The organism is Bacillus sp. SD075 (genome assembly GCF_017355165.1).
In the GTDB taxonomy this organism is placed as follows: Bacteria; Bacillota; Bacilli; order Bacillales; family DSM-1321; genus Peribacillus.
In genome coordinates this window covers 364576-378026 of sequence record NZ_JADILK010000001.1, presented here as the reverse complement: position 1 = coordinate 378026, position 13451 = coordinate 364576, and the positions used below count along the sequence as shown (strand labels likewise).

The following is a 13451-nucleotide window of genomic DNA, read 5'->3' as shown; positions in this document are numbered from 1 at the left end:
GGCATAAAAAGGCCGCAGAAAGATACGTCCTCCTGCGGGATTTTTTTGAAAATATAAAAAGGCCGCAGGATAAAACACTTCTCCCTGCGGCCGCTATGTCTGAATGATTAATAAAGCCAAATTGCTTTAGAAATATTCCGCTTGGCACAGGTCGAATGGTATGTGATTGTCATTTGGAACGGACCGGCTAATAGTGACGACTCCATATAGATACAATGTCATTTTCTTCGACCTCCTTTGGAATATTTTTTATTACTTGGTAAGTATATCCACAAATCAGATATTTGTAAACGGCTTTTGCCTATTTTTTTGAAATTTCTATCTTTTTACCCATTTTCAAGAGCAATCATCACCTTAAATGAGGCAAGTAGTATGATAAATCTGCCCTTATGAGGGCAACAACGTCGGAATAACAAAAAAACCTGACTCTTTTAAAGAATCAGGTTTGCTTCTATTGTTGTAAAGAGTCCTGGTCATCCATTTCGGCCAAGATCTTTTTATATTTTTTAGATAATCGGAAAAATACTATGGATATGCCCAGGAACATTATTGTCGCTCCCATATAGACATATGTGTCTATCATCGCCTTGTCGCCGGTGGGAAGGATGGTTCCTAAATAGAAGAACGAACCCACACATAACAAAGTGATCGCAAATTGTTTAAAATCGACCATTTTCGATTGCAGCATTGCCGCCGTTTGTTTATTGCGGTTTTTCATGCCATTCCACCTTCTTTCAAGCTAATAAGATATTGATATCTCATTCTACCATATTTATTCCAAATGACAGGGTGTAAATAATGGCAGCCAGCTTTGAAGAGGCCCCTCCCCGATTATCCTTGCAGAGCTTGTTCCAGGTCTTCCAATAAGTCTTCTACGTCTTCCAGACCAACTGAAATGCGAATCAACCCATCGGTTATTCCAAGCTCTGCACGGCGCTCAGCCGGAATGGAGGCATGTGTCATCAAGGCAGGGATGGAAATTAAGCTCTCCACCGCCCCCAGACTTTCCGCAAGTGTAAAGAATCTCACTTTATTCAAAACGGACTCGGCTTTTTCGGCGCTGCCGACATCAAATGAAACCATTCCACCGAATCCACGCGATTGTTTTTTGGCAATTTCATGATTGGGGTGGTTTTCAAGACCTGGATAATAGATTTTGGAAACACCTTCATGCCCGGAAAGGAAACGGACGATTTCAGAAGTGTTTTTTTCATGTTCTTCCATCCTGATTCCCAGCGTTTTAATGCCTCGCATCAGCAGCCACGAATCCTGGGGCCCTAGCACGCCTCCTGTAGAGTTTTGGATGAAATGAAGGTCATTCCCTAGTTTTTCATCATTCACAACGACAAGACCCGCTACAACATCGCTGTGTCCCCCCAGGTACTTCGTAGCGCTATGAAGCACGATATCGGCTCCAAGTGTAAGCGGATTTTGCCAGTATGGCGTACTGAAGGTATTATCCACAATGGTGAGGATGCCGTTTTCTTTAGCTATTTTTGATACTTCTTCCAGATCGGTGATTTTCAATAATGGATTCGTCGGGGTTTCAATGAACAATGCCTTCGTATTGTCCCTTATCTCTTTTTCGATCGTGTGTATGTCACTCGTATTGATGAACGTAGCTTCCACCCCGAAGCGGTTAAGCACTTTGGTGATGACCCGGAAAGACCCTCCATAGACGTCATCGGTCATCAATACATGATCACCTTGACTGAACAGCATCATAACCGCGGTCATCGCTGCCATTCCAGATCCGAAGGCGAAACCTCTTGTTCCTTCTTCGAGATCCTTGATCAACTCTTCAAGGGCATGGCGGGTTGGATTGCCCGTACGGGAATATTCATATCCCCGATGATTCCCCGGCCCATCCTGTTTATAGGTGCTCACTTGATAAATCGGCACCGAAACCGCTCCTGTTTTTTCATCACCAAAAATGCCTCCATGGATCAATTGTGTTTTTTTTCTCATTTTATATACCTCCCTGATAAATTTTTTTGCTTAAGTATCGTTCACTGGAATCCGGAAATATGACGACGATATTCGTCCCCCGGGAAGCCTTGGATGCTTCTTTCATGGCTGCAGCAAATGCCGCACCGGAAGAACTTCCGACTAGAAGGCCTTCTTTAATCGCCAATTCCTTTACCATATGGAAAGCATCACGATCGCTTATTGTATGGATTTGATCAAAATACGTTTCATCCATATAGGCAGGTAAAAATTCCATCCCGATCCCCTCTGTTTTATGGGGTCCAGCTTTGCCCCCGTTTAAAATCGATCCTTCCGGTTCGACAATGACCGTTTTGACAGCAGCGTTCTTTTCTTTTATATATCGCGATGTTCCCATGAATGTCCCGCCCGTCCCTGCACCGGCAACAAACACATCCACATCGCCTCCCATCTGTTCCCATATCTCAGGTCCCAGCGTTTTATAATAGGCATCAGGATTGGCTGGGTTGGCGAACTGCTGGGGACAATAAGATCCTGGAATTTCATCCAGCAGGGCCTTAGCCTTGGCGATAGCTCCTGTCATCCCTTCCTCTGTCGGGGTCTGGATCACATTCGCTCCAAGGGCACGCATCAATTCCTGTTTTTCGGCACTGAATTTCTCCGGAACACAAAATATCACGTCCACTCCACTGTTTATAGCAGCCAACGCCAAGCCAATTCCAGTATTTCCGGCAGTCGGTTCGATGATCGTCCCGCCCTTTTTCACCTTCCCTGTCTGTAACGCTTGGGCTAACAGTTCTTGACCAAGCCGATCCTTCACACTGCCTCCCGGATTAAAGTATTCCAGTTTGGCAAAGATACGGACTTCATCTGGAAGCGGGAAATGGGTGATTTCCATCATCGGCGTTTCCCCTATCAACTCATGAATATCTTGAAAGACTTTCATATTCGGACATCCTTTCATAGTTATCCTACCAATTTAATAAGAATTATGCAATAAAGAATGATCAGCAGAAAGGCTTCCACTGATCACTTACCATTCATTTCATTTTTTCAACCATTTTCAAAATCAGTGCCGCTGAATGAAGAGCCGCAGTTTCCAGGAATTTATCAAAGGAAATATTCGACTCCTTACCTGCGATATCCGAAAGGGACCGAATGATGACAAACGGTGTTTTGAATTGGAAGGCTACTTGTGCAATGGCTGCCGCTTCCATTTCCACCGCGAATAAATCAGAGAATTTCCCTCTGACGAATTCAACCCTGACAGGATCATTCATGAAAGAATCCCCCGTCACGATCAACCCTTTCGCCACTTGTATATCCTCAATTTCTTTTGCTGCCTCTTCTGCAATTGCGAAAAGCTTTTCATCCGGGATGAAAGCTGCCGGCAGCTGAGGGACTTGACCGTACTCATATCCAAAAATCGTCACATCGACATCATGGTGCCGTACTTCCGTCGATATGACCACATCCCCTACATTAAGTGCTGGGTGATAACCTCCGGCTGAGCCAGTATTGATGACAGCATCCGGTTTGAATTTTTCTAACAGGATTGCAGTGGACATTGCCGCATTCACTTTACCGATTCCCGATTTAAGCAAAATGACCTCGACACCATCCAATGTCCCTGTATTGAACTCGGAACCGGCAATGGTCACCTGCTCCAAACCTTCCAATTTATCACGTAAAATCGTAACTTCTTCTTCCATTGCTCCGATTATGGCTACTTTCATTAGTAAAAACCTCTTCCTATAATTTTTCCGCCTCCATAATCCAGACAAATTGATTGCATCGCTCGAAGTTCACATTATATCCATTTTCTTCAAGCACTTTTTCCAAAAAAGGAATCGTAGTATAATATTCCGTTTGCAAATCGTTCGCCAAATTATGAAAGCCTGCCTGCCTTGCATCTTGAATCGCCCGTTCATGCGCTTCCCTTGATTGATACATCGTATCCGCAAACACTATTTTACCACCAGTATTCAGTAACTTTCCATAGCTGACTATCGCTTTTTCTTTTTCTTCATCGGTTAAATGATGAAACGCGTACGTACTCACGATCGAATCCACCTGTACCGGCTTCGGAAAATCGATAAAATCACCATCTTCGATTTCCGTTTTTCCGCGCAGTTTGCTTACCGCTATTTCCCTCATCGCGGGTGAAGGTTCTATTCCCGATACCTTTAAGCCTTTATTCAAAAGCCTTTCCGTCAAATTCCCGGTACCTACCCCGAACTCCAGCACATGACCATGAGCCCGATCCGCGACGCTGTCCAATATGCTGTCATAATGTTTAAAAACCTCTTGATACTCAATATCGTGTCCACCAACCGTATCATCATACGATTTCGACCATTCTTCAAATAAATCGATAAATTCTCTGCCCATTTTTAATCACCTTTTATGATAAGATAATAAAACCTATAAGCATAATATGAAATAAACACTGAAACCGTTCTTGTTTTTAGGCAAATTCATTAGGTTCAGATTCAGCCAAAATGGTGTTAAACTAACAGTATCTGAATGTTGGGGGGAATAGTCATGAGTTTTCAACTCGACTTAAACTTATTCGAAGATAAAATAGAATTTTTCGAGGCAGAAAACATTAAGAACCTTGAAGAAAAAATTCAATCACAAATTGAAATCAATAAAGCGATCATGCTTCAGGTGGAATCCGTGTCACACCAAATGTATGTAAGTGAAGAAGGCAGACGTTTTTATAGTGCAGTCGTCCACTTTAAAGCAAAAAAGTGATCAACATGAAAAAACCCCCGAAAAGCGGAATTGCTTTCGGGGGTTTTTCGTCATTACCTTTTATCGTTTGTCTTCAGCTCTTCGACTTTTGCAGGTTTCCAACCTGATCCATCCACCCATTCAATATAAACGCGGAAGGTTTTCGGATTATCCCCTTCAGAAACGGTACCGATTGCCGTGGTGGGCGAACCGCCGTTTTGCAGCCACCATAGCTTCATGCTGCCTTCATCGATTCCAGCCCCACTCGCTATGGCTTTACTCATTTCATTCCAATCGACCGAGCCCTTTTCAAAGCTTGTAGTGTGCTCTCCGGATTGCTCAGTTCCAACTGGTTTCCAGCCCTCACTTGTATAGGTAGCCGCAACATTGCCATCGCCGCTGCCTTCCACTTCCACAAGTTCGGCATCTCCTGCTTTTTCTGAATCTGCATCATCTTCAGCCTGCTCTTCTCCATCTTCCTCTGCTGCTTTACTATCTTCTTTCTCAGCATCTTCTTCCGTTGCTTCACTATCCCCTACTGCGTCTTCCTTCTCTGAATCCGTTTCTTCCTCTTTGCCAGCAGGTTTGTCCACTTCTTTCCCCTTATTTGTCTCGGCGATTTGCTTTGGTTCAGTCGTGGCTTTTTTTGATTCGGTGCCATCATCACTTAAGAAAATCGTGACCGCGACAATGACGATTAATATGGAAACGATGGTGATTGCAATATTATATATTTTATTTACTTTCCTTTTTTGATCTCTCTGATTAAAACGTGAGCCCAAGGTCCATTCCTCCCTTACCATTTCTTACTGCCTCATTTTAACATGATTTAGCCAGAGATAGAAGGGAAGGGTTTCCTACACTTTTCGTCAATTCTCGTCATTGTCCTGGTCCTTGGAGTACAGGACTTTTACAATATCTGAAAAAAGAGGTGTCATGCTGGAACTGTTTTCCTTCGTTTCAAAACTTACGGTAACAAGAGCATATTTGGGATTTTTATATGGAAAGTAGCCCGCAAACCATTTATTGAGCTGCCCTTTTTCGATATTGGTCTGAGCCGTTCCGGATTTTCCAGCGACATCAACAGGCAAATCTCTCAAGAAAGCGCCCGTCCCTTTCTCTTCCGTCACGACCTTCCTAAGAAGATGCTGCATCTTCATCGTTGTATAAGGAGACAATGTCTCCCCGTCCATGCTTTGATTGGGAAAGTCGACTACGGTGGTACTATTGTTAAATTCGACCCTGGAAACGGCTTTGACCTGTTCCTTCTTGCCGCCGCGGGCAATCGTTGCCATCATATTCGCTATCGCTAATGGTGTCGTTTGGACATCCTGCTGGCCAATTGCTGTTTTGGCAATCATTTTCGGATCTTTTTTTAAATCATCATCATGCCAGACCTTCCCGTCTTGTTCATGATGCAATTGAGTAACTTCGGTGTGATAGACATCCCCTTGCCAGCCAGTTTCACCAACCAGCCCTAACATTTTTGCGTATTTATCCAAAAAATCCGGGTCCTTTTCAGCTATTTCCTGTGACAGCTCGGCAAACGTCCTGTTGCAGCTTTGGGCAAAGCTCTTTTCAAAATTAAGCATGCCCAGTTCCCTCTGTTTATCCGTTTTGCCGTCTATCGTCAAATTACAATTAAATGTCCGGGTGGGGCTAGCCGCTTCATAATCGATGGCGGCTGCTGCCGTAACCGTTTTAAAGACGGAACCCGGCGTTTTTTGAGTCAACATCATATTGACGGCCCCTTCGCCATTCGGATCTTTTATATTAAGCGCCGGACGTGATACCATGGCGACAATTTCACTTTTTTCAATATCGATCAGTACGAGTCCGCCTTTTTTTATCCCGCGTTCATCGACGAGCTTCTCCGCTTTCTCCTGAATTTCTTTATCGATCGTCGTCACGACCTTCACCGGGTAAAGCGGGTTCGCAGGTTCCACATATTTAACATCGACACCGAACATTGGGCCACCGCTGGCGTCCACGTGAAAAACGAGCTTTGATTCACCCGCGGAAAGCAAGAACTCATCGAAGGTCCTTTGCAGCCCCGTATTGCCTATTTTCGTTTCAGGGGATAAATTCATGTCCGGATAACGTTTTTTCTTTTCCGCATCAGATATATTCGTCGTTCCGATCAATTGTGCTGCAGGGGTTTGAGCATGATATAATTTCTCGTTCACGGCAAAGACCCCGGGAATCTTCAATTCATTAATGGCCTTCGATTGGCTGGACGTCAACTCGATCGGATCATCCCCGCCAAAGACGAATGGTTCGTCCGCTTGTTCTATCGCCCGTTTTAACTCCGCTTCCGATTTACCTATTATCGAGGCCACTTCATCTATCGGCCATGTCATTTTTTTTAAAAATGGAAATAGGACGAGCGTTGGGATTTCTTCATGTGCAAGCGGTTCCCCATTTCTGTCATAAAACTTTCCGCGTCCATCATCGATCTTTAATATCTGTGAACGCTGATTCACGCTTGCTTCTAACAGGTTCACATCATGCTTTGAAAAAGATTCTGTCGATACAAGTTGAATGTAGGCAAGCCTACCTATGAGCATCAGCATAAAAGTGGTCAAAAAAAGAGCCAGCAACCTCATTCGTTTCTTTTTCATAAAATACACCTCGTAACCATTGTTGACGAGGTGCGAATTTTTAAACAATTATGAACAAATTTAACGCGGCCTTTTTCGGATAAAAAAGAGGATGTCCCCCTGGACATCCTCTTTTGCATTTAATTAGCTGATGGAAACAATCTTGACGCTCATTTCGCCGCCAGGTGTCATGATCGATACCTTGTCCCCGACCCTTTTCCCGATCAGGCTTTTCGCGATTGGTGAATCATTGGAGATTTTCCCTTCGAATGGATCCGCTTCAACGCTTCCTACGATGGAATACGTTTCTTCGTCACCATTTGGAAGTTCCACGAATGTTACCGATTTTCCAAGCGAAACTGTATCTGTATTCGTATCATTGCCTTCAATGATTTTTGCATTACGGATCATGTTTTCGATTGTTGTAATGCGTCCTTCAACGAAAGCCTGCTCTTCTTTCGCGGAATCGTACTCTGAATTCTCGGAAAGGTCCCCAAAACTGCGGGCGATTTTGATTCTTTCCACCACTTCTTTACGTTTAACCGTTTTTAACTGTTCCAGTTCCTGTTCAAGCTTCAACTTACCTTCTTTAGTCATTGGATATTCTTTTTCAATTGCCAAAACCCTTCACTCCTTCAAATTCTTTACAGCAAGCATTCGCTGTGACAAGTTTATGTACTATATAGTGCTTAACCCTGAAATCGGGTCAAAATATATAATTGCGCGACTTAAAAAGTACACGCTACGATACTAAGAAACAATTCGTTCCTTAGTATATAAACCGACTGCGATGTGCAGCCGGTTCGTTCTGTATCAAGAATAGAGTATTGCGTTTTCCAACATTTGTCCAGTCTTTCCCAACAAATAAATGGGATTATTTAAATAAACGGCGGAAAATGGCACCTATCATTATTTATGCTATGTTATTACAAAAAAGACTTTTGTTCAAGGATTGTTTGAATTTTCGTCACCATAAGGTCAATCGCCACATGGTTCTGACCGCCTTCTGGAATGATGATGTCCGCATACCGCTTCGTCGGTTCAATGAATTGATTATGCATCGGACGGACTACACTGATGTATTGTTCGATGACGGAATCTATGGAACGGCCTCGTTCTTTAATATCACGGGTCATCCGACGAAGGATTCGCAAGTCTGCGTCCGTATCAACATATAGCTTCATATCCATCAGGTCCCGGAGGCGCTCATCCTCCAGCACAAGAATCCCTTCAAGGATGATCACATCCTGGGGCTCAACTGTGATGACTTCTTCGGAACGCGTATGGATCGAATAATCATATACGGGTTTTTCTATCGTTTCATAGCGCAGCAATGCGTTAAGGTGATCAATTAGCAAATCATTATCGAATGCAAGCGGATGATCATAGTTCGTTTTCAAGCGCTCTTCAAAAGGCAGATGACTTTGATCTTTATAGTAATAATCTTGTTCGATCATCAAGATGGAATGTCCTTGAAAGAATTCAAAAATGGAACGGGTAACACTTGTTTTACCTGATCCCGACCCTCCTGTAACTCCGATGACCACTGGTTTCTTTCTTGTCATGTCAATTCCCCTTCCGCATCATATTGTTCACATAAACTCTATTATCTACTTGAATGCGGACAATTTGAAGCGGATGGCGGGCTGCCTCCAGCTCCTTACCTGACTCATCCCAGATCGTACCGATTTTTTGAGTGAAGTTTTCGATTTCCGGTCCAAAAAACTCCACTTCATCCCCAGGCTTGAAGAAGTTACGTTGCTGCATGGTGACGATTTTAGTTTCCTCGTCGTAAGCAAGCACCAATCCTGCGAAGTCGAAGCGAGTCTTTACGGTATGATTCCCGAACATTTGCTGTTTATACCCAGGAATTTCCCCTTCCATGAACGATGATGCCGTCTCACGGTTCGCACACTTATCAAGCTCTTCCAGCCATTCCTGTTTAATCTTGAAATTGTCCGGATCGGCACAATACGCATCAATCACTTTCCGATAGACGCTGACAACTGTAGCGATATAATGGATGGACTTCATTCTTCCTTCGACTTTCAAGCTGTCTATGCCAATTTCAATCATGCCTGGCAAGGATTCAATCAGCTTCAAGTCTTTTGGACTCATTGCGAATGGAGCATCTTCTTTATCGAATAAAGCCTTTTCCCCGTCTTGATCCAATTCATATAAATCATAATCCCAGCGGCAAGACTGACAGCAGCCTCCGCGGTTCGAATCACGCGCCGTCATATGGTTCGAAAGGGTGCAGCGTCCAGAATAGGCAATGCACATGGCCCCGTGAACGAAAGCCTCGATTTCGATATCGACCTTCTCTTTCATTTCACGGATTTCATCAGCACTTGTCTCACGGGCCAAAACAACCCGCTCCAAGCCTTCCTCTTTCCAATACTGAACAGCCTTCCAGTTCGATAGCGATTGCTGTGTGCTTAAATGGATCTCGACGTTCGGAGCGACCCTTTTACAGGTTTCGATGATTAATGGATCGGCGACGATGATACCATGAACCCCAGCCTCCTGAAGACCTTCCAGGTATTCGTCCAGTCCATCGATATTTTCATTATGGGCGAAGATATTTGTGGTTACATATACTTTGGCACCATACTTTTTAGCGAATTCGACGCCTTCCTTCATTTCCTCAAACGTGAAGTTGCCTGCATTGGAACGGAGGCCATATTCCTGACCGCCAATGAACACGGCATCCGCGCCGTAATGGACGGCAATTTTTAATTTTTCCAGGTTGCCGGCCGGAGCCAGCAATTCCGGTTTTTTTACAATGACTCTCTTTCCATCAACGATCTTGGAAATTTTATCAGCAATAGCATTCAAGGCTATTCCTCCTCTTTCTCTTACCCTTTTCTTTAATAAACCGATTCTTTAAAGAAGAACCCGGTATCCAACTCACGGCTATCCGGCTGAGCCGCTTTGACTTTTTCAAAAAAGTCCGATTTCATGTCATCATACCGGTCAGGGTCTTCAGCACATACGTCAATCGCTTCCCGATATAACTTTGTCATGTCCACGATATATTCCGGTGTTTGCAATACCCCTTCGATTTTCAGCGAATCAATGTCCGCTTCAATCAATTCCTGAAGTTCATCGATCATGCACATATCATTCGGACTCATGATGTGTGTACCATTTTCATCTTCATAAATCGGGTATTTATTTTCACGTTCCTTATCATGCAAGAACATATTTCTATGTTCCTTCCGATTTTCCACTTCCAATGCCTTGCCTTGGTATTCAAAGTAATTACCTAGGAGAGTACGCTTCGATTGGAACATGCATGTCATGCCGTGCACTTGCACTTCAATCTCCACTTCGGCATTTTCCTTCATTTCCACAATCTCATCCAGACTTATCTCACGGGCAGCCACAGCACGGACAGCACCGCGTTTCCCCCAATAATTACATGTGTACCAGTTCGTTACCGTCATCTCTGTATTCCAGTGCAGGGGCATATCAGGCGCCACGGCACGGACAGCCATTAAGACTGCGGGATCACCGAATATGATCCGGTCGGCACCAGCCTGCTTAAGGAAAGTGACATACCCTTCAAGCTCATCCACTTTTTCATTATGAAAAATGGCGTTCATGGATACGTATACCTTCTTTCCCGCGGCATGTGCAAGCTCAATCGCCTTCTCTACCTCTTCACGTTTGAACTCCCCTGCCAGCCTAAGCGCATAACGTTGTTCGCCAATGATAAAGGCGTCAGCGCCAGCATCGATGAGTTCTCTAATATGATCGACACTTGTCGGAGTCACGAGTAATTCAGGCTTTTTCATTTTTGTCACCTCTATGTTTACTAATGGCCACACCATCACCAATCGGCAAAATCACCGTATCGAAATTTGGATGGTCATGTAACCAGATGTTAAAGTCTCTGATTTTTTTGATGAGAGCCCGCTTTCTTCTCGTCATTTCCATTTCTTCAATGTTTTCGGCAACCAGGCCTTTGAATAAAACATTATCTGTAATGATAACCCCAGCACCGGCAAGGAATGGTTCAAACAGTTCAAAGAATCGCTTGTACTGCCCTTTAGCTGCATCAACGAAGATGATATCAAACGGACCATGTTCCATCACTTTCGGCCCGGCTTCAAGGGCATCCCCTTCAATGAGGGTAATCCTTTCCGACAGTCCAGCCTTCTTGAAGTTAGCCCTTGCCTGCTCAATACGGGCTTCATTCCGTTCAAGTGTGACGATTCGAGCGTCCGGAAGGGTTTCGGCCATCCTTATGGCCGAGTAGCCAATCGCCGAACCTACTTCCAATATCGCCTTTGGCTGATGAAGCCTTAAAATCTGAAGCAGCACCTCAATGCCTTCGGGCTCCATGATCGGCACATTATTTTCCATCGCAAAATCTTCCAACTCCTTAAGTAAACCCGTACGCTCCGGAATTAAGGAATGAAGATATTGTTCTATTTTTCCGTTCAAAACGTTTCCTCCAATTATAAGGAAAACAAAAGCGCTTGGTCAGTAACATGAAAAAATTGATTGGACAATTCCTTCACAAGGAGCTGAAACAAGTATGCTTGACGATCTACATTTCCTTATCTTTCAAAATAAAACCCGGCATTCGCCGAGTTACGTCACCGATAAGAATCGGATCAAAAATTCACTTGTACTATTCTATCATAAAAACAAGGGGAAAGTAATATCCCTCCCCCCTCAGTCTCCTAGCATTTTTTTATTTATTTATTGGAAATATGCTCTGCCTTTTTGTCATTGTGATCATCCAAGGTCTTGGAGTAAAGGACTTCCCCTTCAGGTGTTGCCAAAAAGTACAGATAATCCGTTTTCTCAGGTTTCAGTACCGCATCGATCGATGTCGTTCCGGCATTGGCAATCGGTCCTGGCGGCAGCCCCTTGTTCTTATACGTATTATAAGGGGATTTCACCTCAAGGTCTTTATAAAACACCCTGTTCTTATGTGAACCCTTCGCATACAAAACGGTCGGATCGGTTTGAAGTGGCATATCTTCCTCAATACGATTGTAAAAGACGGAAGCTATCTTTCCGCGATCGACTTGTGCCGTTGCCTCTTCTTCAACAAGTGAAGCGAAGGTCAGCATCTGGTGTACGGAATAATCGTTCTTGTCCATTTGACTCTCATAAGCCTGCAATGTCTCTTCCGTTTTCTTCAGCATCTCGATGACGATCGATTCCAGGGTCGGCTTTTCCTCATAAAAGTCATACGTAGCTGGGAAAAGGTACCCTTCAAGCGGATATAAAACCTTTTCATTTTCAATTTCCGAGGTCAAGAGCTGCGGAAATTTCTCTTGCATGGAATTTACAAATTTCTCATCATTCAATTTCTTAAAGACCTTTTTCGGATCTTCACCCGTCTTAACTGCGATGATATCGGCAATTTGGATAAGCTGCTTTCCTTCAGGAATCGTTATCTTCATGGCAGCTTCCTTCATGAGTTTGCCGGTTTTGATGCTTGTTACAATATCTTCAATGGGCATGGATGGTGATAATTTATACTCTCCTGCCTGAAAACCGGATTCATTGCGGAATTTAATATAATATTTGAATACACGTGCGTCCTTGATTATTCCCTGCTCTTCAAGCAACGTTGAAATCCCGTTAACGGAAGAACCGATTGGGATTTTCACTTTCTTGATGGTGTCATCATCTGGATCGACTGGCTTCATGGCTGAGTTGATATATAAAAAGCCCACAAGACCAACTACCCCAATTAATAAAATGAGCGAAGCTACCGTAATCATGATGATTTTACGAACCAGCTTGGCTTCTCCTTGCTGTTCTAACAATTTCATTCGGATATGTTCCTTTTTAGATAAATTTTTATCTTTTTCATCCATTTTCATTCCCCCTGCAAACTCACACCAACTACAGAATGGTTTCTAGATGATGCTTTCTCTAATTAATCTTTGCTTCGAACATTATACTAAAATCAACAAATAATTACATGTTTTTTGCAAAACTACATACATCAATACTCTATTTATGGCAAAAATGCACTAGTTTTGTCAATATACAGGTGTTATTTAATAGGAAAATAGTGATATCTTATTGCTTCAGTTAAAAAAAAGCACGCCCATTTATTTCCTGCATGCGTTACGCATCTCAGGCAATGACAGGAATATTCATGTGGGGAAGGCAGTATTAATTTAAGATGAAGAA

The 13451-nt window shown here is 43.4% G+C and carries 14 protein-coding genes; 1 reads left to right on the top strand and 13 read right to left on the bottom strand.

The window, feature by feature from the left end:
- Positions 1 to 451: 451 nt before the first annotated feature.
- The 5 genes from IOC57_RS01750 to IOC57_RS01730 all read right to left on the bottom strand — a co-directional run bounded on the left by IOC57_RS01750 (position 452) and on the right by IOC57_RS01730 (position 4338).
- Positions 452 to 718, bottom strand: a complete 267-nt coding sequence (locus IOC57_RS01750) for a YrhC family protein (protein ID WP_286184433.1) — start codon at positions 716 to 718, stop codon at positions 452 to 454.
- A gap of 113 nt (positions 719 to 831) precedes the next feature.
- On the bottom strand, positions 832 to 1968 hold the full coding sequence (locus IOC57_RS01745) for a bifunctional cystathionine gamma-lyase/homocysteine desulfhydrase (RefSeq protein WP_207437089.1): 1137 nt from the start codon (positions 1966 to 1968) through the stop codon (positions 832 to 834).
- A gap of 1 nt (position 1969) precedes the next feature.
- Positions 1970 to 2893, bottom strand: a complete 924-nt coding sequence (locus IOC57_RS01740) for a PLP-dependent cysteine synthase family protein (RefSeq protein WP_207437088.1) — start codon at positions 2891 to 2893, stop codon at positions 1970 to 1972.
- Positions 2894 to 2987: 94 nt separating this feature from the next.
- Entirely contained in the window at positions 2988 to 3683 is a 696-nt protein-coding gene (gene mtnN, locus IOC57_RS01735; protein ID WP_207437087.1) for a 5'-methylthioadenosine/S-adenosylhomocysteine nucleosidase, read from the bottom strand.
- A gap of 16 nt (positions 3684 to 3699) precedes the next feature.
- Complete coding sequence (locus tag IOC57_RS01730) at positions 3700 to 4338, bottom strand: class I SAM-dependent DNA methyltransferase (RefSeq protein ID WP_207437086.1); 639 nt, start codon at positions 4336 to 4338, stop codon at positions 3700 to 3702.
- Positions 4339 to 4491: 153 nt separating this feature from the next.
- Here IOC57_RS01730 and IOC57_RS01725 point away from each other — a divergent pair, with 153 nt between their 5' ends.
- Positions 4492 to 4704 carry a DUF2536 family protein gene (locus IOC57_RS01725; RefSeq protein WP_207437085.1) on the top strand — a complete coding sequence of 71 codons (213 nt, stop codon included), beginning with the start codon at positions 4492 to 4494 and terminating at the stop codon, positions 4702 to 4704.
- A gap of 53 nt (positions 4705 to 4757) precedes the next feature.
- On the opposite strand, the gene IOC57_RS01720 is transcribed toward IOC57_RS01725, so the two are convergent.
- The 8 genes from IOC57_RS01720 to mltG all read right to left on the bottom strand — a co-directional run bounded on the left by IOC57_RS01720 (position 4758) and on the right by mltG (position 13129).
- Entirely contained in the window at positions 4758 to 5465 is a 708-nt protein-coding gene (locus IOC57_RS01720; RefSeq protein WP_207437084.1) for a YrrS family protein, read from the bottom strand.
- Positions 5466 to 5552: 87 nt separating this feature from the next.
- On the bottom strand, positions 5553 to 7304 hold the full coding sequence (locus IOC57_RS01715) for a peptidoglycan D,D-transpeptidase FtsI family protein (RefSeq protein ID WP_207437083.1): 1752 nt from the start codon (positions 7302 to 7304) through the stop codon (positions 5553 to 5555).
- 123 nt (positions 7305 to 7427) lie between these two features.
- Positions 7428 to 7904, bottom strand: a complete 477-nt coding sequence (gene greA, locus IOC57_RS01710) for a transcription elongation factor GreA (protein ID WP_063232968.1) — start codon at positions 7902 to 7904, stop codon at positions 7428 to 7430.
- A 305-nt stretch (positions 7905 to 8209) separates the two neighbouring features.
- Positions 8210 to 8848, bottom strand: a complete 639-nt coding sequence (udk, locus tag IOC57_RS01705) for a uridine kinase (protein WP_144479404.1) — start codon at positions 8846 to 8848, stop codon at positions 8210 to 8212.
- Position 8849: 1 nt separating this feature from the next.
- The gene (locus IOC57_RS01700; protein WP_207437082.1) at positions 8850 to 10121 is read right to left on the bottom strand and encodes a peptidase U32 family protein; all 1272 of its coding nucleotides are present in this window, start codon (positions 10119 to 10121) and stop codon (positions 8850 to 8852) included.
- Positions 10122 to 10153: 32 nt separating this feature from the next.
- Positions 10154 to 11083 (bottom strand): peptidase U32 family protein, encoded by a 930-nt coding sequence (locus tag IOC57_RS01695; RefSeq protein WP_207437081.1) that lies wholly within the window; start codon positions 11081 to 11083, stop codon positions 10154 to 10156.
- Entirely contained in the window at positions 11070 to 11735 is a 666-nt protein-coding gene (locus tag IOC57_RS01690) for an O-methyltransferase (RefSeq protein WP_207437080.1), read from the bottom strand. The genes IOC57_RS01695 and IOC57_RS01690 overlap by 14 nt, the downstream gene beginning before the upstream one ends.
- Before the next feature lie 257 nt (positions 11736 to 11992).
- Positions 11993 to 13129 carry an endolytic transglycosylase MltG gene (gene mltG / locus IOC57_RS01685; protein WP_207437079.1) on the bottom strand — a complete coding sequence of 379 codons (1137 nt, stop codon included), beginning with the start codon at positions 13127 to 13129 and terminating at the stop codon, positions 11993 to 11995.
- Between the last annotated feature and the right edge of the window lie 322 nt (positions 13130 to 13451).

Bases quoted from the DNA above. Each gene is read 5' to 3' on its own strand.
- IOC57_RS01750 (WP_286184433.1), bottom strand. From the start codon at position 718: ATGAAAAACCGCAATAAACAAACGGCGGCAATGCTGCAATCGAAAATG.
- IOC57_RS01745 (WP_207437089.1), bottom strand. From the start codon at position 1,968: ATGAGAAAAAAAACACAATTGATCCATGGAGGCATTTTTGGTGATGAA.
- IOC57_RS01740 (WP_207437088.1), bottom strand. From the start codon at position 2,893: ATGAAAGTCTTTCAAGATATTCATGAGTTGATAGGGGAAACGCCGATG.
- mtnN (WP_207437087.1), bottom strand. From the start codon at position 3,683: ATGAAAGTAGCCATAATCGGAGCAATGGAAGAAGAAGTTACGATTTTA.
- IOC57_RS01730 (WP_207437086.1), bottom strand. From the start codon at position 4,338: ATGGGCAGAGAATTTATCGATTTATTTGAAGAATGGTCGAAATCGTAT.
- IOC57_RS01725 (WP_207437085.1), top strand. From the start codon at position 4,492: ATGAGTTTTCAACTCGACTTAAACTTATTCGAAGATAAAATAGAATTT.
- IOC57_RS01715 (WP_207437083.1), bottom strand. From the start codon at position 7,304: ATGAAAAAGAAACGAATGAGGTTGCTGGCTCTTTTTTTGACCACTTTT.
- udk (WP_144479404.1), bottom strand. From the start codon at position 8,848: ATGACAAGAAAGAAACCAGTGGTCATCGGAGTTACAGGAGGGTCGGGA.
- IOC57_RS01695 (WP_207437081.1), bottom strand. From the start codon at position 11,083: ATGAAAAAGCCTGAATTACTCGTGACTCCGACAAGTGTCGATCATATT.
- mltG (WP_207437079.1), bottom strand. From the start codon at position 13,129: ATGGATGAAAAAGATAAAAATTTATCTAAAAAGGAACATATCCGAATG.